Annotated in this window: 21 protein-coding genes and 4 tRNA genes; 24 read left to right on the forward strand and 1 reads right to left on the reverse strand. The window is 41.1% G+C overall.

The genetic code is table 11. The features are described 5' to 3' along the window. The first annotated feature begins 2 nt into the window (after positions 1–2). From FGL72_RS09200 to FGL72_RS09235, 8 genes are all read left to right on the forward strand, one after another. Positions 3–76 (forward strand) — tRNA-Asp (locus FGL72_RS09200). A gap of 24 nt (positions 77–100) precedes the next feature. Beyond that, positions 101–173, forward strand: a tRNA-Phe gene (locus tag FGL72_RS09205). Between the two features lie 29 nt (positions 174–202). Further along, positions 203–273: transfer RNA gene (locus tag FGL72_RS09210), tRNA-Gly, on the forward strand. A 22-nt stretch (positions 274–295) separates the two neighbouring features. Then, positions 296–369 (forward strand) — tRNA-Ile (locus FGL72_RS09215). 334 nt (positions 370–703) lie between these two features. Further along, positions 704–2,014 (forward strand): serine--tRNA ligase, encoded by a 1,311-nt coding sequence (gene serS, locus FGL72_RS09220; RefSeq protein ID WP_133285993.1) that lies wholly within the window; start codon positions 704–706, stop codon positions 2,012–2,014. A 129-nt stretch (positions 2,015–2,143) separates the two neighbouring features. Then, the gene (gene secA / locus FGL72_RS09225; protein WP_085699695.1) at positions 2,144–4,558 is read left to right on the forward strand and encodes a preprotein translocase subunit SecA; all 2,415 of its coding nucleotides are present in this window, start codon (positions 2,144–2,146) and stop codon (positions 4,556–4,558) included. A gap of 77 nt (positions 4,559–4,635) precedes the next feature. Continuing rightward, positions 4,636–5,754: a peptide chain release factor 2 gene (gene prfB, locus FGL72_RS09230; protein ID WP_004899481.1), complete on the forward strand. Its 1,119-nt coding sequence runs from the start codon at positions 4,636–4,638 to the stop codon at positions 5,752–5,754. A gap of 122 nt (positions 5,755–5,876) precedes the next feature. Then, on the forward strand, positions 5,877–8,342 hold the full coding sequence (locus FGL72_RS09235) for an ATP-dependent Clp protease ATP-binding subunit (protein ID WP_004909195.1): 2,466 nt from the start codon (positions 5,877–5,879) through the stop codon (positions 8,340–8,342). Between the two features lie 6 nt (positions 8,343–8,348). Here the strand turns inward: FGL72_RS09235 and FGL72_RS09240 are convergent, their stop codons facing one another. Continuing rightward, positions 8,349–9,026: a prepilin peptidase gene (locus tag FGL72_RS09240; protein ID WP_012305436.1), complete on the reverse strand. Its 678-nt coding sequence runs from the start codon at positions 9,024–9,026 to the stop codon at positions 8,349–8,351. 263 nt (positions 9,027–9,289) lie between these two features. Between FGL72_RS09240 and rpsL the strand changes: the two genes are divergently transcribed. The 16 genes from rpsL (at position 9,290) to rpsC (ending at position 22,213) form a co-directional block, all read left to right on the forward strand. After that, positions 9,290–9,703: a 30S ribosomal protein S12 gene (gene rpsL, locus FGL72_RS09245; RefSeq protein WP_004899477.1), complete on the forward strand. Its 414-nt coding sequence runs from the start codon at positions 9,290–9,292 to the stop codon at positions 9,701–9,703. 15 nt (positions 9,704–9,718) lie between these two features. Then, complete coding sequence (rpsG, locus tag FGL72_RS09250) at positions 9,719–10,189, forward strand: 30S ribosomal protein S7 (protein ID WP_004899475.1); 471 nt, start codon at positions 9,719–9,721, stop codon at positions 10,187–10,189. Positions 10,190–10,389: 200 nt separating this feature from the next. Beyond that, complete coding sequence (gene fusA / locus FGL72_RS09255; RefSeq protein WP_085699511.1) at positions 10,390–12,501, forward strand: elongation factor G; 2,112 nt, start codon at positions 10,390–10,392, stop codon at positions 12,499–12,501. A 108-nt stretch (positions 12,502–12,609) separates the two neighbouring features. Beyond that, a complete protein-coding gene (locus tag FGL72_RS09260) occupies positions 12,610–13,800 on the forward strand; it encodes an MFS transporter (protein ID WP_004899472.1) in 1,191 nt (396 codons plus the stop codon). A gap of 78 nt (positions 13,801–13,878) precedes the next feature. Continuing rightward, positions 13,879–14,994: an ABC transporter ATP-binding protein gene (locus FGL72_RS09265; protein ID WP_176606029.1), complete on the forward strand. Its 1,116-nt coding sequence runs from the start codon at positions 13,879–13,881 to the stop codon at positions 14,992–14,994. After that, complete coding sequence (locus tag FGL72_RS09270; RefSeq protein WP_004899469.1) at positions 14,981–15,808, forward strand: ABC transporter permease; 828 nt, start codon at positions 14,981–14,983, stop codon at positions 15,806–15,808. The genes FGL72_RS09265 and FGL72_RS09270 overlap by 14 nt, the downstream gene beginning before the upstream one ends. 4 nt (positions 15,809–15,812) lie before the next feature. Continuing rightward, positions 15,813–16,640 carry an ABC transporter permease gene (locus tag FGL72_RS09275; RefSeq protein WP_004904441.1) on the forward strand — a complete coding sequence of 276 codons (828 nt, stop codon included), beginning with the start codon at positions 15,813–15,815 and terminating at the stop codon, positions 16,638–16,640. 1 nt (position 16,641) lies between these two features. Continuing rightward, a complete protein-coding gene (locus tag FGL72_RS09280) occupies positions 16,642–17,721 on the forward strand; it encodes an ABC transporter substrate-binding protein (protein ID WP_004899466.1) in 1,080 nt (359 codons plus the stop codon). Between the two features lie 290 nt (positions 17,722–18,011). Further along, the gene (rpsJ, locus tag FGL72_RS09285; RefSeq protein ID WP_002816040.1) at positions 18,012–18,320 is read left to right on the forward strand and encodes a 30S ribosomal protein S10; all 309 of its coding nucleotides are present in this window, start codon (positions 18,012–18,014) and stop codon (positions 18,318–18,320) included. A gap of 68 nt (positions 18,321–18,388) precedes the next feature. Further along, positions 18,389–19,072 carry a 50S ribosomal protein L3 gene (gene rplC, locus FGL72_RS09290; protein WP_004904438.1) on the forward strand — a complete coding sequence of 228 codons (684 nt, stop codon included), beginning with the start codon at positions 18,389–18,391 and terminating at the stop codon, positions 19,070–19,072. Between the two features lie 32 nt (positions 19,073–19,104). Further along, on the forward strand, positions 19,105–19,728 hold the full coding sequence (rplD, locus tag FGL72_RS09295; protein ID WP_004899463.1) for a 50S ribosomal protein L4: 624 nt from the start codon (positions 19,105–19,107) through the stop codon (positions 19,726–19,728). Continuing rightward, on the forward strand, positions 19,728–20,015 hold the full coding sequence (gene rplW, locus FGL72_RS09300; RefSeq protein WP_004899461.1) for a 50S ribosomal protein L23: 288 nt from the start codon (positions 19,728–19,730) through the stop codon (positions 20,013–20,015). Before rplD ends, rplW begins: the two co-directional genes overlap by 1 nt. 22 nt (positions 20,016–20,037) lie before the next feature. Next, positions 20,038–20,871 (forward strand): 50S ribosomal protein L2, encoded by an 834-nt coding sequence (rplB, locus tag FGL72_RS09305; protein WP_004899460.1) that lies wholly within the window; start codon positions 20,038–20,040, stop codon positions 20,869–20,871. A gap of 16 nt (positions 20,872–20,887) precedes the next feature. Beyond that, positions 20,888–21,169, forward strand: coding sequence for a 30S ribosomal protein S19 (rpsS, locus tag FGL72_RS09310; RefSeq protein WP_004899458.1), 282 nt, complete (start codon positions 20,888–20,890; stop codon positions 21,167–21,169). 16 nt (positions 21,170–21,185) lie between these two features. Further along, positions 21,186–21,542 carry a 50S ribosomal protein L22 gene (gene rplV, locus FGL72_RS09315; RefSeq protein ID WP_004899456.1) on the forward strand — a complete coding sequence of 119 codons (357 nt, stop codon included), beginning with the start codon at positions 21,186–21,188 and terminating at the stop codon, positions 21,540–21,542. Beyond that, positions 21,542–22,213 (forward strand): 30S ribosomal protein S3, encoded by a 672-nt coding sequence (gene rpsC, locus FGL72_RS09320; RefSeq protein WP_004899455.1) that lies wholly within the window; start codon positions 21,542–21,544, stop codon positions 22,211–22,213. The genes rplV and rpsC overlap by 1 nt, the downstream gene beginning before the upstream one ends. Positions 22,214–22,216 lie beyond the last annotated feature (3 nt).

Genomic DNA, 22,216 nt, shown 5'->3' on the forward strand with positions numbered 1-22,216 from the left:
TTGGTCGCATGGTCTAGCTGGTTAGGACGCCTGCCTGTCACGCAGGAGATCGCGGGTTCGAGCCCCGCTGTGACCGTTTAGTATGGGGACATACTAAGATGGCTCTGTAGCTCAGTTGGTAGAGCATACGATTGAAGCTCGTAGTGTCGGCGGTTCGATTCCGTCCAGCGCCATAGATGTCTCAGGGCATCCAGTAAGAGATGCGAATGTAGTTCAATGGTAGAATTCCAGCCTTCCAAGCTGGCTATGCGGGTTCGATTCCCGTCATTCGCTTTTATGTTGAGAAGCATAAGAAGGGCCTGTAGCTCAGTTGGTTAGAGCACTGTGTTGATAACGCAGGGGTCACAGGTTCGAGTCCTGTCAGGCCCATGATGAAGGATGTTTCAATGGAAACATCCTTTTTTGTTTGCCTTTTCTTACTGTTTCCGTTACAATTAATACATAATTTAACTTACCATAAGTAGACTATTCTAGAAAGTTGTTGGGTGATGAAAAACAACCAGTTGAAATTCCAGTAAGTTCCAATAGTGGGTAATGCCACTCGGTTAGCTCCGTTATCAGGTGATAATAAGTGTTATTTGCTTTGGCATTAAAGTAGATAAAAACTGGGTGGTACCACGGAAGCGCGTTTTCGTCCCTATTCCTACAAGGTTTAGAGGGGAAACGCGTTTTTGTATACTATAGATATTATGGAGGATAAACTATGTTAGATATAAAATATTTACGGAAAAATGTGGCAGAGGCAACTCGCCGTTTACAGGATCGAGGCATCGAATCTGAGAAGTTAACGACATTATTAAGTTTGGATAAAGCGCGTCGTGAGGCGATACAACAGGTAGAAAGCCTAAAAGCTCAAAGAAATGAAGTCTCTGATAAAATTGCTTACGCGAAGCGTAATAAAACTGATGCTAGTGAGGCTATTCTTGCAATGCAAGAAGTCGGATCAAAGATCAAAGCACTGGATGCAAGACAAGCAAGTCTTGATATGGAAGTTAAAAATTTAGCAGCTCATCTTCCTAACTTAGCTGCGTCTGATGTGCCGGTAGGACCTGATGAAGCAGCAAATGTTGAACAACGTGTTTGGGAACCTAAGACATATGGCCAAAGATTGAAAGCACACCAAGAGGCACCAGAATGGTTAAAAGCACATTATGAGGTGGGCGAGACGCTTGGTATTTTAGATTTTGAAAGGGGTGCTAAGGTATCAGGTGCACGTTTTCTTTATTATGTGGGTGATGGCGCACGACTTGAGCGAGCTGTGTATAATTTCATGTTAGATGAGCACCGTCAAGAAGGCTACACTGAAATGATTACGCCAATTGTGGTTAATGATGCTGCGATGTTTGGCACCGGTCAATATCCTAAATTTCAAGACGATGCATATCGTGTTGAGGGACTTGAACAGACTTATATTCCGACTGCTGAAGTGCCATTAACTAATTATTATTCAGGGGAAACACTACCAGCTGAAGACTTGCCGATTAAATTTACAGCGTTATCACCATCATTTCGTAAAGAGGCAGGTGCTGCTGGTAAAGATACGCGTGGCTTAATTCGGTTACATCAATTCAATAAAGTTGAAATGGTGAAGTTTACTAAGCCTGAACAATCATATGAAGAGCTTGAAAGTATGACGGCCAATGCAGAAAATATTCTGCAGAAACTTGGGTTACCATATCATGTCATTCTGCTGTCAACCGGCGATATGGGATTTTCAGCAGCTAAAACATATGACGTTGAAGTTTGGATGCCACAACAACAAGTTTACCGAGAAATATCTTCTGTCTCAAATACGGAGGACTTTCAAGCGCGTCGCATGCATATCACATATCGCAATGAAGCAGGACAACTAGCTCTGGTTCATACGCTTAATGGTTCTGGCCTTGCTGTGGGAAGAACAGTAGCTGCTATATTAGAGAATTACCAAAATCCCGATGGTAGTGTGACAGTGCCTGAGGTGCTACGCCCTTATTTGGGTGGCCAAGATAAATTGATGGCAACGCCACATCATTAATGTACTAAAAGTCTGTATTTATCAGGCTTTTTTTGCTACAATTGACAGTAGACTATTGTGCGCTAAAACACACAAATTTATATTTCAGAGGAGAAACACACAACCTACTAGCGTTGTGTGCTAAAAATAATGGCAAATCCAATACGAAAACTAGTTGATAATTCAAAAAAACAACTAAAAAAATTAAATCATATTGCTGATAAAGTTGAGGACTACGCTGACGAGATGGCGGCTTTGTCTGATGAAGCACTTCAGGCCAAAACGCCGGTATTTAAAGAAAAAATTGCTGATGCTTTGCGTGATGTGACAGAGACAGATAAACAAAATAAAGTACTAGCAAAAACATTAGATGCACTCTTGCCGGAAGCATTTGCGGTTGCACGTGAAGCAGCAAAACGCGTGTTGGGATTGTATCCATTTCGCGTGCAGATCATGGGTGCTGCTGTTTTAAATGACGGTAACTTGGCTGAAATGCGAACGGGTGAAGGAAAAACATTGACGGCCACTATGGCGGTCTATTTGAACGCGCTAACAGGCCGTGGCGTACATGTAGTCACTGTAAACGACTATCTTTCCGCACGAGATGCCGAGCAAATGGGGCAGTTATATAATTGGTTAGGTCTATCTGTTGGGGTCAACGTAGGTGACGCGCCAGCTGAGGAAAAACGTGCTGCTTATGATGCAGATATCACGTACTCAACGAACTTTAATATTGGTTTTGATTATCTACGTGATAACATGGTGAGACGTGCTGAAGAACGTGTCATGCAGCGAGGTTTGAATTTTGCGTTAATTGATGAAGCTGATTCTATCTTGATTGATACAGCACGTACACCGTTGATTATTTCGGGACCAGGATCAGGTGTTTCTCAGTTGTATGGGCGTGCAGATCGTTTTGTAAAAACATTACAACAAGATGAAGACTACAAGATTGACGAAGAAGCAAAAACGACAATGCTCACCAACGATGGCATCCATAAAGGCGAAATTTTCTTTAATCTAGATAACCTTTATGATGCTGGAGATACAGCTTTAACACATCATATTGACCAAGCGTTACGTGCGAATTTCAATTATATCAATGATAAAGACTACGTTGTACAAGATGGTGAGGTCAAGTTAATTGACCAATCTACTGGACGTATTTCTGAAGGCACACGCCTATCTGACGGCTTGCATCAAGCAATTGAGGCTAAAGAGGGTGTTGAAATTCAAGAAGAAAACAAATCTATGGCACAAATCACGTACCAAAACTTGTTTAGAATGTATAAAAAGCTGTCTGGTATGACAGGAACAGCTAAGACTGAAGAAGAAGAGTTACGCGAAATTTATAATATGGAAGTCATTACTATTCCAACCAATCGGCCAATCAAACGAGTTGATTACCCTGATTTGCTATATCCATCTATTCGTGCTAAATATAATGCCGTTGTCAAATTAATCCAAGAATTACATGAAAAGGGTCAACCTATTCTTATTGGTACGGGATCAGTTGAGTCGTCAGAATTACTATCAAAAATTTTGATGGCACAAAATGTACCGCATAACGTACTTAACGCTAAAAATAATGCCAAAGAAGCTGAAATTATTGCTAACGCGGGGCAACGCGGGGCCGTGACAGTAGCGACGAACATGGCGGGTCGAGGCACTGATATTAAGCTTGGCCCTGGTGTAGCTGATTTGGGTGGTTTGGCAGTTATTGCTACAGAACGTCATGAGTCACGACGTATTGATAATCAATTGCGTGGTCGTGCAGGTCGTCAAGGTGATGATGGCTTCTCACAGTTTTTCTTATCACTAGAAGATGACTTGATGATTCGTTTTGGTGCGGAACGTATTAGAGCTGTTTGGGAACGGATGAATCTGGATGAAGAAGAGACGGTTATTAAAAATCGGTTAATTACACGTTCAGTTGAATCGGCTCAAAAGCGTGTGGAAGGCAATAACTATGATACACGTAAAAACGTTTTGCAATATGATGATGTGGTACGAGAACAACGTGAATTAATTTATCATCAACGAGATATCATCATTGATGAGTCACAATCATTGGATTGGGTTTTGATGCCAATGGTTTCACGTACGATCAATCGCGTAGTGACAGCACAAACAAAAAGTAAAAAGCCTTCAGAATGGCAGTTACAACAAATCATTGTCTTTGCGGAAAATGTGCTTGTCAACGAAGATGCGCTGACTGAAAATGATTTGTCTGGCTTTTCACGAGAAGATATTGAAGCGAAGTTATATGCCCTGGCAAAGGAAAACTACGCTAACAAAAAGCGGCAATTATATGAACCGGAGCAAATGTTAGAATTTGAGAAGGTTGTGATTTTGCGTGCTGTAGACCAACATTGGACAGATCATATTGACGCACTGGATCGTTTGCGTCAAGGGGTTGGTTTACGCGGCTACGGCCAGCTGAATCCGTTAATCGAATATCAGAATGAAGCTTTTGAAAACTTTAATAAGATGATTGCTGATGTGGAATATGATGCGACGCGTACATTTATGAAAGCTGAAATTCGTCAGAACTTGAAGGCGTAGTTTTTAGATTCCTTTATAGATAATGCAATAACAGGAGCGAGCCAAAGTGTTCGCTTTTATTTTGAGAGGGTAAAGACATGGAAATTATTGATGCTAAGCATGCGTTAGCAGACATACAAGAAAATATTGCGCGTTTTCAAGGCACTTTAGATCTAGAAGCGTTAACGGAAGAAATTGCCGATTTTGAAAACCGTATGACAGAACCTGGATTTTGGGATGATAATACAAAAGCGCAAAAAGTTATCGAAGAAAACAATGTGCTAAAGAATCGGCGCGACTCATTTTTGAATTTAACGAATCAGGCTGAAGAAATTGAAGTCTTAATTGATATGCTCGCTGAAGATCCTGGAGATGTTGATACAGCTACTGAATTGGCAGACAGCATTGCACAAGCCCAAAAAGATGTTGAGGCTTACAATCTGGAACAGTTACTAACGGAACCATACGACGCTAATAATGCCATTTTAGAAGTTCATCCTGGCTCGGGGGGAACAGAATCAACGGACTGGGGTGCAAACTTATATCGGATGTATACGCGTTGGGCTCAACAGCATGGCTTCCAAGTTGATGTGTTAGACTACCATGCTGGAGATGAAGCCGGCATTGATAGTGCGACAATAAAAATTACTGGGCATAATGCGTTTGGCTTTTTACGAAGTGAAAAAGGCGTACATCGTTTTGTTCGTATCTCACCTTTTGATTCAGCAGGCCGCCGTCATACTAGTTTTGTCAGTGTTGATGTGATGCCAGAGTTAGATGACACTATTGAAGTTGAAGTCCGCGACGATGATATTAAGATGGATGTCTTTCGTTCTGGTGGTGCTGGTGGGCAGAACGTCAATAAAGTTTCAACTGGTGTGCGCCTAACCCACGAACCAACAGGGATTGTTGTGTCATCAACAGTGGAACGAACACAGTACGGTAACCGTGATTACGCCATGAAGCTCTTGAAAAGTAAATTATACCAGCTCGAACTTGAGAAACAAGAGGCTGAGCGGGCTGCTTTAACTGGTGAAAAAATGGAAAATGGTTGGGGATCACAAATTCGTTCATACGTATTGCATCCTTACCAGATGGTTAAAGATCACCGAACAAATTATGAAACAAATCAACCACAGCAAGTATTAGATGGTGATTTGGACCCGTTCATTAATGCTTATTTACAATGGCAATTAAGCTTAAAAAATCCAAATTAAGGTCGAAACAATATGTTTCGGCTTTTTCCATTATCAAACATATTAGTTTCTAACAATAGTCTAATGCGTTATAATATAAGTCAACATTAGACATTAACTGCCTAAAAAATGGAGGGCATAACATGGATAACAAATATACATCAAGTGCACAGAATGTGCTGGTTTTGGCTCAAGAACAAGCAAAATATTTTAAACACCAGGCTGTAGGAACAGAGCACCTATTGTTAGCCTTAGCAATTGAAAAAGAAGGCATTGCAAGCAAAATTCTTGGCCAATTCAACGTGACCGATGATGATATTCGCGAGGAAATTGAACATTTTACCGGTTATGGCATGACATCGCGCTATGATAAAAATGTCTATTTACCCTATTCGCCAAAAGCTGGCGACATACTTCGTCAATCAGGCGAAGAATCACGCGCGCTAGCACAGACCCAAGTTGGTACAGAGCATGTGCTGTTAGCCTTATTACAGGATGAGAGTATCTTATCATCGCGTATTTTATTAGCGTTGGATGCCAATTTACAAGAAATGCGCCGAGCAATTTTGCGGAAACTTGGTGTCACCGATGTACGCAAGCAAATGAAGCAACGTGACAAACAGCAATCACAAGGGACACCAACCCTGGATAGTTTGGCACGTAACTTAACACAACGTGCTAAAGATAATAAAATGGATCCCATTATTGGGCGCTCAAAAGAGGTGCGTCGTGTTGTACAAATTTTGTCACGACGTACAAAAAATAATCCGGTATTGATTGGTGAACCAGGTGTTGGTAAAACAGCTATAGCTGAAGGTTTAGCGCAAAGAATTATTGCTAATGATGTTCCAGACACATTGAAAAATAAGCGATTGATGGCATTAGATATGGGCTCTCTGGTCGCTGGCACAAAGTACCGTGGTGAATTTGAAGATCGCTTGAAGAAAATTATTGAAGAGATTTATCAAGATGGACAGGTGATTCTGTTTATCGATGAGCTACATACTTTAATTGGTGCTGGCGGGGCTGAAGGGGCTATCGACGCTTCAAACATTTTAAAGCCAGCTTTAGCAAGAGGTGAATTACAGACCTTGGGCGCAACGACTTTTGATGAATATCAAAAATATGTCGAGTCGGATGCAGCCTTGGAGCGACGATTTGCGCCGGTGACGGTGGATGAGCCATCACAAGAAGATGCCATCAGTATTTTGAAGGGTATTCGTTCTAAATTTGAAAGTCATCATCAAGTAGCGATTGATGATGCTGCGATTATTGCTGCAGTAAAACTATCATCGCGGTATATTACAGACCGTTTTTTGCCTGATAAGGCGATTGATTTAATGGACGAAGCTGGTGCGAAGGTTCGTATTGATGCGATTAATCGGCCAAACCCAGTGAATAAAAACAAAGCCAAATTGGCTGAGACAGTTGCGGCTAAAGAAGCAGCAATTACTGCGCTTGATTTTGAAGGTGCAGCTAAATTGCGCACCGAAGAAGTACGCTTAAAAAAGCGTATCAATAAAGCTGAAGCAAAGTTGGCGGATGATACACAACAAAATTACCATCTTCACGTGACTGAAGAAGATATTGCAGAAGTAATTTCACAGCAAACGGGTGTACCGTTAACGCAACTGGAGAAAAATGAACAGCAGCGTTTAGTCAATTTAGAAGCTGTCCTTGGTCGACGTGTCATTGGTCAGAAAGCAGCGATTTCTGCTGTGGCACGTGCAATTCGTCGTGCACGTTCAGGCTTGAAAGACCCTAATCGGCCAATTGGTACTTTTATGTTTTTGGGTCCAACAGGTGTCGGTAAAACAGAGCTTGCTAAGGCATTAGCGGAAGCCATGTTTGGTAGTCAAGAAAATATGATTCGTATTGATATGTCGGAATATCAAGAACGTTGGTCAGCTTCTCGACTTGTAGGCTCAGCACCAGGTTACGTAGGATATGATGAAGGTGGACAGCTAACCGAACAAGTGAGAAACCATCCTTATTCCGTGGTGTTACTGGATGAAGCAGAAAAAGCGCACCAAGATATTTTTAATTTGATGCTACAAGTGTTTGACGATGGTTTTTTGACGGATTCAAAAGGTCGTAAAGTTGATTTTCGTAATACAATTATCATCATGACTTCTAACTTGGGGGCAACACGTTTGCGTGATGAAAAATCAGTTGGTTTTGGCGCAGTTGATTTGAAAAATAATCATGCTGCGATGGCTGAAAAAATTCGTGAGACGCTAAAAGAAACATTCCGTCCAGAATTTATTAATCGCTTGGATGAAGCGGTCGTATTTGAACCACTAACAAAAGATGAGTTACATCAAATTGTTAAATTAATGAGCCGCACAGTACTACAGCGCGTAGCAGAGCAAGGTATATCTGTTAAAATAACGCCTGCAGCGATTGATGTCGTTGCTAGTGCCGGATTTGATCCAGAGTATGGTGCACGACCAATTCGACGGGCTTTGCAGACAAAGATTGAAGACGTTTTGAGTGAAGAATTGTTGCGTGGTCAGATTACCACTGATACGACTGTGACGATTGGTGCGAAAAACGGGGATATTAGACTAAGCATTAAACCTATCGATAAAGTAGCAGCTAAAGCTTAAAAGCCATCACTTAACAAAATAAGTGATGGCTTTTTCACCGAGATTAGCAATGAGCCAGCCGGCTAATAAATAAGGCACAAAAGGCAGACGTGCTTGATTGACAAAGAGTAAGCCAGTAAGACCTAGTATTGTGGCAATTAACAATGTGTAAGCGAAAATCAGACTATCATTAATTAAGATAAAGCACAGCAGGATGGGGATGTCACCAAAACCAAGCTTGTGGCGATAAACTAAACAGAGACACACAGGGATGACGAGGCAAAAAACTGTTATTTTGTCCTCGAACTGATTGAAATGGCTGGTCATAAACAAATAAATGAGCCAAGGGTATAAAACGCCTATGTGTATCGTGTGGCTGTAGATATCTTCACACGATAGAAAAAATAGTAATACCGCAGTTATCCATACTGTAATATCAGAAAAAAGTGACCAACCAATTATTGCGCCAAGTAGTTCGATATGTGCATAGTGCATACCAAATTTAAATTGACAATGACGACAATGGCCATGTAACAAAATAGCAGATATAACCGGGATTAAGTCATACCAAGATAACTGATGTTGGCATCTAAAACAAAAGGAACGTTTAATACCTAGGGGTATGTTGTGATTTAAGCGCTCGGCAAGGCATAATATTGTAGAAGTTAGCACTGCGTTAAATAGAATAATTAATAGTGTTTGCATAAGGGATTAGACGGAAAAATAAGCGATGACTCATACAAAAGGATATAATCATTTGATGTGCTGATTCACTCTTGACATTAGTCTATAATCTGGTATTATATTGAACGTGCTTTTAAGTAATCTGTTCTGTGAAATCATCACAACGTGCTGAACGGCGCTGTAAAGGCAATTGTCAGCAGATTCCCAGTAAGCATTTTTGTTTAATTACAAAAATGACACACCTGGAACTGTGTAATTAATAAAAAATTTAAGGAGACCGTAGCATGCCTACAATTAACCAATTGGTTCGCAAGCCCCGTAAGTCAAATGCGACTAAGTCAAAGTCACCAGCTTTGAACTTCGGCTATAACTCAATGAAGAAGAAAGCAACAAATAACGTTGCACCACAAAAGCGTGGTGTTGCCACACGTGTTGGTACAATGACACCAAAGAAGCCTAACTCAGCTTTGCGTAAGTACGCTCGTGTGCGTCTTTCAAACTTGTATGAAGTTACTGCTTATATTCCAGGTATTGGTCACAACTTGCAAGAACACTCTGTTGTTTTGATTCGCGGTGGTCGTGTGAAGGATTTGCCTGGTGTGCGTTACCACATTATTCGTGGTGCATTGGATACAGCTGGTGTTGACGGACGTATGACATCACGTTCAAAGTACGGCACAAAGGCGCCAAAGAAGTAAGAAGGAGACTGACAAATGCCACGTAAAGGTTATACTAAGCGTCAGGAAGTTTTGCCTGACCCAATTTACAATTCAAAGCTCGTTTCACGTTTGATCAACAAGTTGATGCTTGATGGTAAGCGTGGAACTGCTTCAACAATCTTGTATGATGCTTTTGATCGTATCAAGGAAGCTACTGGTAACGAACCATTGGAAGTTTTCGAACAAGCCATGGAAAACATCATGCCTGTATTGGAAGTTAAGGCTCGCCGTGTTGGTGGATCTAACTATCAGGTGCCAATCGAAGTACGTCCTGACCGTCGTACAACATTGGGATTGCGTTGGTTAGTAAACTACTCACGTTTGCGTAACGAACACACAATGGATGAACGTTTAGCTAAAGAAATCATGGATGCAGCTAATGATACTGGTGCATCTGTTAAGAAGCGTGAAGATACGCATAAGATGGCTGAAGCTAACCGTGCATTCGCGCACTATCGTTGGTAAGGTTTTTGGCACAACCTTGTGTGTTGTGCTTAAATTAAACCATCATTTATTGGGATGCTAAATTTAATCGTTCACATCGCAATAAATAGTGTAAAATGACAGTAGATGGTAAAGCACTATTGGCTTTTACCATCAAAAAGCGAACACAATTCTGTGTCGCTTTTTGTTGCATATAGAACAAAACCAGGAGATAACTCACAATGGCAAAACGTGAATACCCACTAGAACGTACACGTAATATTGGTATCATGGCCCACATCGATGCGGGTAAGACAACAACCACGGAACGTATCTTGTATTACACAGGTAAAATTCACAAAATTGGTGAAACACACGATGGTGCTTCACAAATGGATTTCATGGAACAAGAAAAGGAACGTGGAATCACAATCCAATCAGCTGCCACAACAGCCGTATGGCACGGTTTCTTTGACCAATTCGTAAAGACGCCCTACCGTGTTAACATCATCGATACACCAGGTCACGTTGACTTTACAATTGAAGTTGAACGTGCTTTGCGTGTTTTGGATGGCGCTGTAGCTGTCTTGGATGGTGCTGCTGGTGTTGAACCACAAACTGAAACAGTTTGGCGTCAGGCAACGACTTATGACGTGCCACGTATCGTATTCGTCAACAAGATGGATAAGTTGGGTGCTGATTTTGCTATGTCAGTTGAATCAATGCATGAACGTTTGCAAGTTAATGCTGAAGCCATTCAATGGCCTATTGGCGCTGAAGATGAATTCGAAGCAGTAATTGATTTGATCACACAAGAAGCTTATTACCCAGTTGATGATTTGGGTGAAAAGTGGGAACCACGTGAAATTCCTGCGGAATTAAAAGAATTAGCGGAAGAAAAGCGTAATACTTTGATTGAAGCTGTTGCTGATGTTGATGATGATTTGATGGAAAAGTACCTTGAAGGTGAAGACATTTCTGTTGAAGAATTAAAGGCCGCAATTCGTCGCGCAACTTTGGCATTACAATTCTACCCAGTTCTTGCAGGTTCTGCCTATAAAGATAAGGGTGTTCAAATGATGTTGGATGCCGTTGTTGACTATTTGCCAGGACCTTTGGATGTTAAGCCATATGTTGCTAATGATCCAAAAACAGGTGAAGAAATTGACTTGATTGCTGATGATAGCAAGTCATTTGCTGCGTTGGCCTTTAAGATTATGACTGATCCATTCGTTGGTCGTTTGACATTTATGCGTGTTTATACTGGTACTTTGCAATCAGGTTCATACGTACAAAACACATCTTCTGACACGCGTGAACGTGTTGGTCGTTTGCTACAAATGCACGCCACATCACGTACAGAAATTGATGAAGTTTTCTCAGGTGATATTGCAGCAGCTATCGGTTTGAAGAATACAACAACTGGTGATTCTTTGACAGCCGTTGATCATCAATTGATTCTTGAATCAATGGAATTCCCAGAACCAGTTATTGAATTGGCTATCGAACCAAAGACGAAGGCTGATCAAGACAAATTGTCTAATGCTATTCAAAAGTTAGCCGAAGAAGATCCATCATTCCGTGCGACAACAAACCCTGAAACTGGTGATACATTAATCGCTGGAATGGGTGAATTGCAATTGGATATCATGGTTGATCGTATGCGCCGTGAATTTAACGTTGAAGCAACAGTCGGTGCACCTCAAGTTGCCTACCGTGAAGCCTTTACACAAACAGTGCAGGCGCGTGGTTACTTCAAGCGCCAATCTGGTGGTAAGGGACAATATGGTGATGTTTACATCGAATTCTCACCAAACGAAGAAGGCGCTGGATTTGAATTCGAAGACGCTATCGTTGGTGGCGTTGTGCCACGTGAATATATCCCATCAGTTGAAGCAGGTTTGAAGGATGCTTTGAACGCTGGCCCATTGGCTGGCTTCCCATTAGTTGATTTGAAGGCTAAGTTGTATGATGGTTCATACCACGATGTCGATTCATCTGAAGCTGCCTTTAAGATTGCTGCGTCATTAGCTTTGAAAGAGGCTGCCAAGACTGCCGGTGCAGTTATTCTTGAACCAATCATGGCGGTTGATATTGTTGCACCTGAAGACAATCTTGGTGATGTTATGGGACACGTCTCAGCACGCCGTGGTATGATTGAAGGTCAAGAATCTCGTGGACCTGTTTTGGCTGTTAAGGCTAAGGTGCCTTTGTCAGAAATGTTTGGTTATGCAACAACTTTGCGTTCTGCAACACAAGGTCGTGGTACATTCCAAATGGTATTTGATCACTATGAAGCTGTTCCTAAGAACATTCAAGAAGAAATTATCAAAAACAGCGGTAAAGAAGCTTAATTCTCAACTTCTTAAAACCAATGTGATTAACTGACAGATGGTTCAGTATAAACGGCGTCACTCTACTCAGAGTGGTGCCGTTTTATTTTAAGTATATTGAGGCTTAATATGAAAAAAGAATATAGTCATTATTTAGTACCAGGAATTATTGTTGTTGGCATGGTATTACGGCTCCCATTTACTTCAATACCGCCTATTATAAGCAATATTGCTAAAGCACAACATGTGCCTGTTGGACAATTAGGTATTTTAACGACCATTCCACTTCTAGCATTTGCATTATTTTCATCTATAGCACCTAAAGTAGCACAAAAATTAGGTTTGGAAAGAGCTTTCTCACTAATGCTCTGTGTCATGATTGTTGGCTCAGTACTTAGGATTATTGATACTACCTTTCTTTACATTGGAACATTGATTGTTGGTATTGGTATTGCACACATGAATGTTTTATTGCCAAGCGTTGTGCGAACTTATTTTCCAACACGTCTTGGATCGATGACTTCCCTATTTACGTTTAGTATGATGTTGGCGACAGCCGTTGGCGCCGGATTAGCGGCACCAATTACTATGGCAACTAATTGGCGCATATTTATTTTGCTACTCACTGTATTGCTCGTGATAGCATTGCTGATATGGTTGCCAAATGATTACTTTGCGGCAAAACAAAGAATAATGAATAAATTAACAGTACCGGTGGACATAAAAGATGAGCAACCATCAGTTTGGCGTAATAAATATGCTTGGCTCTTACTTTTTTTTGCTGGTATGCAATCTGCGATGTTTTATATATTAATGGCTTGGGGACCAACGATGGCGGTGCAAACAGGTATATCAACAGCCGTAGCTGGTATATTTGCTGGAATTAATGCTTTAATTGGATTACCCTTTGCGTTAACAGTACCAACAATTGTTTCGCGATTAAATGGCAAGCAGCGCCAGTTATTAGTTGGCATGACATCGCTTGTTGGCATCTTGGGTTATCTATTATTGCTTCACCCTGTAGGAAATTTTTGGTACTGGCTAATCGTTAACCTGATGATTGGTGGGAGCACATCCGTACTTTTTCCTTATCTGATGACGACGTTAAGCTTGAAGACGAGCTCACCAAAAGCAACAGCAGTATTATCTGGTATGACACAGAGTGGCGGCTATTTATTGGCAGCTTTGGGACCAGTTTTATTTGGTTATGCATATAATTGGTTTAAGAGTTGGCAACCACAATTAGTGGTTGTATTGTTCTTATTTATCTTGATGACTATTGCAATTATTACGGTTGAGAAACAAAATAAAATATTGTGAGAAAAAAGCATGTCACGCGTGAAGTGGCATGCTTTTCTTGTTACAATATATCTATTGACTAAAAGTGAGGGTTGGGAATTGACTAACACATCAACACCAATTATTGAATTTAAAAATGTTGGCTTATCATATGATGATAACGAGGTACTTAAGAATATTGATTTGTCTTTGGAAGCAGGCAAATTTTATACGTTATTAGGACCATCGGGATCGGGAAAGACAACCATATTAAACTTAATCTCTGGGCAATTAACCGCGACACATGGTGACATTTTATTTGAAGGCAACATTATTAATGATGTGCCTGTCGAAAAACGTAATATGAATACGGTATTTCAAGATTACGGCTTATTTCCAAATATGAATGTTTTTGATAACGTGGCATTTGGTCCGACAATTAAGCGTATGAGCAAGACCGACATCAATGCAAAAGTTACCGAAATGCTGGATTTGGTTAAATTAAGCGACTATGCTGATCGAGAAATTAACGAGCTGTCGGGCGGACAACGCCAACGTGTGGCTATTGCAAGAGCGTTAGCAAACGATCCAGAGGTATTGCTCTTAGATGAACCATTGTCAGCTTTAGATTATAAATTGCGCAAGGACATGCAATATGAATTACGGGAAATCCAACAACGTTTGGGCATTACTTTTGTCTTTGTGACACACGATCAAGAAGAAGCACTGGCTATGTCTGATTGGATTTTTGTGATGAATGATGGGGTTATTCAACAGAATGGATCACCAGAAGATATTTATGATGAACCAATTAATCATTTTGTTGCTGATTTTATAGGCGAATCTAATATACTAGATGGCATCATGAAGACCGATTATTTAGTGCACTTTACCGGTAAAGATTTTGAGAACGTTGATGCGGGGATGCGGCCTAACGAACGTGTCGAAGTTGTTTTGCGACCGGAAGACTTAGATCTTACAACCATTGAGAATGGCAAACTAGTCGTCACAATTGATGACCAATCGTTCCGAGGGGATTACTACGAAATTACTGCGTTAGATGATGATGGGAATGAGTGGCAGGTACAGGCAACCAACAAAGCGGAAATTGGGGAACGCGTAGGGTTAACGTTCGATCCTGAAGATATTCATATTATGCGATTTAATGAGTCGGAAGATGATTTTGATGCCCGTCTGGAAAGTTATGAGGATGATGCTGATGATGCCAAAGAGTAAGCGTCAACGACAATTCTTTTATATTATTCCCTATGGGATATGGTTAGTTCTGTTCGTTATTGCTCCATTAGTGTTGTTAGTGTTTCAATCTTTAACAACACCAACAGGTCACTTTACATTGCATAACTATGCGATTTATTTTGCTAGTGGTACTTACTTGCGGATGACATTTAATTCGGTGTGGTATGCGTTTTTGATTACAGCAGTGACCTTAATTGTGAGTTATCCAATGGCTTATTTGCTAAATCAATTAAAACAAAAACAATTTTGGCTGCTGCTCATTATTTTACCAACGTGGATTAATTTACTGTTGAAAACATATGCGTTTATTGGTTTGTTATCCAAATCAGGCACGGTTAATAATTTTATTGGTTTGTGGGGGGTTGTACCACAGCAACTCTTATTTTCGGATTGGAGTTTCTTATTAGTCGCAGCATATATTGAGATACCGTTTATGATTTTACCTATCTTTAACTCATTGGCTGAAATCAATCCACGATTAGAACAAGCTAGCCGAGATTTAGGTGCTAATCGCTGGCAAACGTTGCGACGTGTGATTGTGCCATTATCGATGCCGGGGGTCAAAGCCGGTATTCAAGCGGTATTTATCCCGAGTTTGTCACTATTTATGATTACGCGTTTGATTGGTGGTAATCGTGTTATTACTTTAGGAACAGCCATCGAAGAACACTTTTTAGTGACGCAGAACTGGCAACTGGGCTCTACAATTGGCGTTGTGTTAATTGTGGCAATGGTTATCACAATGATTTTGACACGTGATCGTGCACGCCGCTCTGCTAGAAAGGGAAGATAAACCAATGATGAAAAAAATCAAATGGGGTAATTTATATCTTTGGCTGATGTTTGTTGTGTTATATTTACCCATCATATTTTTAATTACTTATTCTTTTAATGCCGGCAAAGTTATGCAAGGGTGGTCGGGTTTTTCGCTGAAACACTATGGTGAGTTATTTGCAGATACGCGTATTTTGGAAATTGTTGTGAATACTTTTTTAGTTGCTTTATTGTCGTCATTGCTATCTAGTGTTATTGGGACAGCAGGGGCATTGTACATTTATAATATTAAGCATGCACTGACTAAAAATGTCTTCTTATCTTTGAATAATATCTTATTAGTTTCACCGGATGTGATTATCGGTGCAGCGTTTTTAATTCTTTTCACGGTTATGGGTTTCTCACTGGGCTTTACTTCGGTACTTTTGTCACACATTGCGTTTAGCATTCCGATTGTCGTCTTGATGGTATTACCACGGCTGCAAGAAATGAATCGCTCGCTAGTTGCCTCAGCTAAGGATTTAGGTGCTAATAATTGGCAAATGTTAACACGTGTGATATTACCAGTTATTTCACCAGGCATTTTTGCCGGTTTCTTTATGGCTTTTACCTATTCCTTGGATGATTTTGCTGTGACTTTCTTTGTGACTGGCAATGGGTTCTCGACGCTTTCTGTAGAAATCTATTCGCGTGCACGTCAAGGTGTTAGTCTAGAAATCAACGCTTTATCGGCGATGATGTTTATGGTGTCGTTAGCACTGGTGTTAATTTATTATGTGATTTCAACACGTGCCGCTAAAAGCAAAAAACAAGGCACTAGATTAGTTTTACCGGCATCGGAGGGGTTATAGTATGAAAAAGCTTATCACAGGTATTTCAGCTATTTTAGTACTTGTTGTCCTGCTGTTTGGAACGCAACGTTATTTGGCGTCTCAGACAGGTACCGGAGAATCTTCTGATAAAGTGTTAAATTTATACAATTGGGGCGATTACCTTGATCCTGATTTGATTACTAAATTTACTAAAGAAACTGGTTACAAGGTCAGCTATGAAACTTTTGATTCAAACGAAGCGATGTACACGAAGATTAAGCAAGGGGGGACGTCATACGATTTAACAGTACCTTCTGACTACATGATCAAAAAAATGAAGCGTGAGAACTTATTGTTGCCTTTAGACCATAGTAAGCTGACAGGTATCAATAATTACGATACGCGTTTCATGAATCAAACATTTGATAAAAATAACAAGTATTCATTACCGTATTTCTGGGGTACTTTAGGCATTATTTATAATGATAAATATGTCAAGCCTCAGGATGTTCAACACTGGGACGATTTGTGGGCGCCTAAATTCAAAAACCAAATCATGCTAGTTGATTCGGCCAGAGATGCTTTGGCTATGGCTTTAATTACACAGAATAAATCAGTCAATGATAAGTCAACAGCCGACTTGGCTGCAGCCCAAGCTAAATTGACCACGCTAATGCCTAATATAAAAGCAATTATAGCTGATGAGATTAAAATGTATATGGCGCAAAATGAAGCTGCTATTGCTGTAACCTATTCAGGGGAAGCTTCTCAAGCAATGGGCAACAATAGTCATTTGCACTATGTTGTGCCCAGTGAAGGTTCTAACCTATGGTTTGATAATATCGTGATGCCAAAAACAGCAAAACATAAAGCAGCCGCCTATGCGTTTCTTAATTTTATGAGTGAACCGAAAAACGCTGCCCAAAATGCAACGTATGTTGGATATGCTACACCGAATAAGCGTGCGATGCCATTCTTATCGGAAGCAGTTCGTCATGATAAACAGTTCTATCCTGATAAGAAAACATTAGATAATCTTCAGGTATATGATGACTTAGGTCAACGATGGACCGAAAAATATAATGATGCCTTCTTAGAATTTAAAATGTCGCAGAGATAACCTTAAAAAACCAATGATGATTGATTGGTTTTTTTTTTATTGCCCAACAGCACAAATTAATTTAAAAAAGGGTTGCTATGGCGCTGTTAATCTGTTAATATAGTTAAGTACGCTTTTGGAACGGTAGTCACATAAACCTACCGAAAGCCTGGTGTATCAATATTTAGCGATGATGATTAAGGTTGCGACACGCGCGGCCGCGTTGCCATGGGCGCGCAAAACACAAGCAGTGTTGTCGGTTTTTAATCGGAGTTAGCTGATTTACAAAATCAACGAGGAGGCACGAAATAATGGCACAAAAGAAGATCCGTATCCGTTTGAAGGCATACGAACACCGTATCTTAGACCAATCAGCAGAAAAGATTGTTGAGACAGCTAAGCGCACAGGTGCAGAAATTGCTGGTCCTATCCCATTGCCAACAGAACGTACATTGTACACAATTCTACGTTCACCACATAAGCATAAGGATAGCCGTGAGCAATTCGAAATGCGTACGCACAAGCGATTGATCGACATTGTGAACCCTACTGACAAGACAGTTGACGCATTGCGTAAGCTTGAATTGCCATCAGGTGTTGCAATCGAAATTAAGTTGTAATTCATCGGATTACACTTCGCGCCTCATCGAGGCAAAATAAAGTCAAGAAAAAATTAAGGAGATTAGTCATGACTAAAGGTATCTTAGGCCGCAAAGTCGGTATGACTCAGGTTTTCACAGAATCTGGTGAATTGATCGCCGTAACTGCTGTTGAAGCTACACCAAACGTTGTATTACAAGTTAAAAATATTGCAACTGATGGTTATAATGCTATCCAACTTGGTTACCAAGACAAGCGCACAGTTTTGTCAAACAAACCTGAACAAGGTCACGCTTCTAAAGCAAACACGACCCCTAAGCGCTACGTTCGTGAAGTCCGCGATGCGGAAGGCGAATTTAACGCAGGGGATGAAATTAAGGTTGACACATTCCAAGCAGGTGATTACGTCGACGTAACCGGTATCACAAAGGGACATGGCTTCCAAGGTGCTATCAAAAAGCTTGGACAATCACGTGGTCCTATGGCCCACGGTTCTCGCTACCACCGTCGTCCTGGTTCAATGGGTGCAATCATTAACCGTGTATTTAAGGGTAAGCTATTGCCTGGTCGCATGGGTAACAACAAGCGTACTATGCAAAATGTTGCTATTGTTCACGTTGATGTTGAAAACAACTTGTTGTTGTTGAAGGGTAATGTCCCTGGTGCCAACAAGTCACTATTGACTATCAAGTCAACAGTTAAAGTTAACGCAAAGCATCCTGAAGTTAAGATGGCCGGTGTATCTGCATCTGCTACAACTGAAGAAGCTTAATATAAAATATATAGAAAGGAGAACAATCAATCATGACTAAAGTTGCTGTATTAAAGCAAGATGGTAGTCAAGCTGCTGAACTCGAATTGAATGACGCAGTTTTCGCCATCGAACCTAACAACGCCGTTATCACTGATGCAGTTTTGATGCAACGCGCATCAATGCGTCAAGGGACACACGCTGTCAAGAACCGTTCAGCGGTATCTGGTGGTGGACGTAAGCCTTGGAAGCAAAAGGGTACTGGTCGTGCACGTGCCGGTTCAATCCGCGAACCACAATTCCGTGGCGGTGGTATTGTTTTTGGACCTACACCACGTTCATACGCATACCGTATCAACCGTAAGGCATACCAATTGGCTTTGAAGTCAGTTTTGTCACAAAAAGTTGCTGAAGGTAAGTTAGTAGTTGTTGATGCTTTGTCATTTGAAGCACCAAAGACACAAGACTTCAAGAAGGTTTTGGCTAACTTGTCAGTTGACACAAAGACATTAGTAGTTGTTGATGAAGACAACGAAAACGCAATCTTGTCAGCACGTAACTTGACTAACGTTCAAGTTATGACAACAAAGGGTATCAACGTACTCGACGTTGTTAATGCAGATAAGCTGGTGATTGTTCAATCATCAATCGAAGAAATCCAAGGAGGTCTTGCCTAATGGATGCACGCGATATTATCCGTCGCCCGATTATCACTGAAGCCTCAATGGCACAAACAGAACGCAAGCGTTATGTTTTTGAAGTTGATACTCGCGCAACAAAGCCTGAAATTAAGAAGGCAATTGAAGAGATCTTCGACGTTCAAGTAAGTGGTTTGAACACAGCTAACGTTCGCGGTAAGAAAAAGCGCCAAGGTCGTTATGTTGGTTACACACGCAAGTTGAAGAAGGCAACAGTAACGTTGTCTAAAGATTCAAAAGATATTCAGATCTTTAACGAAGGTTAATTCTAAATAGGAGGAAAAGACATTGGCTATCAAGAAGTATAAGCCAACCTCAAACGGACGTCGTAACATGACGGCTTCAGATTTCGCTGAAATCACGAAGTCAACGCCCGAAAAGAGTTTGTTGGCAAAGAAGTCAAAGACTGGTGCACGTAATAACTCTGGTCGTATGACTGTTCGTCATCACGCTGGCGGACATAAGCAAGCCTACCGTTTGGTAGACTTCAAGCGTATTAAAGATAACACGACAGCTACTGTAAAAGCTATCGAATACGATCCAAATCGTACAGCAAACATTGCTTTGCTTGTCTATGAAGATGGTATTAAGTCATATATCTTGGCGCCAAAGGGATTGAAGGTTGGCGATAAAGTACAATCTGGTCCTGATGCCGACATCAAGGTCGGCAATGCCTTGCCATTGAGCAACATTCCTGAAGGTACTTTGATTCACAACATCGAATTAAAGCCTGGTAAGGGTGGTCAATTGGCACGTTCAGCTGGTACATCAGCACAAATTTTGGGTAAGGATGGCAAGTATGTCATCGTGCGCCTAACATCAGGTGAAGTACGTTTGGTTCTTGCAACTAACCGTGCAACTATTGGTGAAGTTGGTAACGCTGAACACTCATTGATTAACTGGGGTAAAGCTGGTCGTAACCGTTGGCGTGGAAAGCGTCCACACGTTCGTGGATCAGTTATGAACCCTAACGACCACCCACACGGTGGTGGTGAAGGTAAAGCCCCTGTCGGTCGTCCAAGTCCTATGTCACCATGGGGTAAGAAGACTGCTGGTAAGAAGACTCGCGATAAGAAGAAGGCTTCAACAAAGTTTATCGTTCGCGGTCGCAAGAGTAAGTAAGGGAAGGAGACAACTAATGGCTCGTAGTTTAAAAAAGGGACCATTTGCGGACCCACACTTGCTTAAGAAGATTGAAGCGCAAGCTGATTCTGAAAAGAAGTCAGTGATCAAGACTTGGTCACGTCGTTCAACAATCTTCCCAAGCTTTATCGGCTTTACAATTGCCGTTTATGATGGTCGCAAGCACGTTCCAGTTTTTGTGCAAGAAGACATGGTTGGACACAAGTTGGGTGAATTCGTACCAACTCGTACGTTCAAAGGCCACAAGGCTGATGACAAAAAGACTGGTAAAAAATAAAGGAGGAAATTGAAAAATGGCTGAACAAATTACTTCAGCTCGTGCGACAGCCAAGATTGTTCGCGTTGCCCCACGTAAGGCACGTCTAGTTCTTGACACAATTCGTCGTAAGAGCGTTAACGAAGCATACGCAATTTTGAAGTTCCTACCTAACACTTCTACTGAAGATATTTACAAGGTTTTGAACTCAGCAGTTGCTAATGCTGAAAACAACTTCTCATTAGACAGAGAAGATCTTATTGTGAAGGAAGCCTTTGCTAACGAAGGACCTACGCTTAAGCGTTTCCGTCCTCGTGCCAAGGGTTCTGCTTCACCTATCAACAAGCGCACAAGCCACATCACAATTGTGGTTGCTGAGAAGGAGGCAAAGTAATGGGTCAAAAGATTAACCCTACTGGATTCCGTGTCGGCGTTATTCGCGACTGGGATGCAAAGTGGTTTGCTGACAAGGCTGATTATGCTAACCAACTTCACGAAGACTTGCGTATTCGTAAGTATATCGAAAAGAACTTAGCGGACGCCGCAGTTGATCGCATCGAAATTGAACGCAGCACAAAATCACGTGTTGACGTTTCTGTCCACACTGCTAAGCCAGGAATGGTTATTGGTAAGGGTGGCTCTGAAGTTGAAAAGCTTCGTACACAATTAGCAAAATTGACAGATAGAGATGAAAAGGGTCGTTCAAAGCGCGTTTTCATTAACATTGTTGAAATCAAGAAGCCTGATTTGTCTGCTCATTTAGTTGGACAACAAATTGCTGGTGACTTAGAACGTCGTGTGGCTTTCCGCCGCGCAATGCGTGGTGCTATTCAACGTGCCACACGTTCAGGTGCTAAGGGTATTAAAGTTATGGTTTCAGGTCGTTTGAATGGTGCTGATATTGCTCGTATTGAACAATACACTGAAGGCACAGTGCCTTTGCACACATTGCGTGCCGACATCGATTACTCATGGGACGAAGCAATGACTGCTTATGGTAACTTGGGTATTAAGACTTGGATCTACCGTGGTGATATTTTGCCACAAAAAAAGAACAGTAAGTAAGGA

It is taken from the genome of Leuconostoc citreum (assembly GCF_007954785.1).
In the GTDB taxonomy this organism is placed as follows: Bacteria; Bacillota; Bacilli; order Lactobacillales; family Lactobacillaceae; genus Leuconostoc; species Leuconostoc citreum.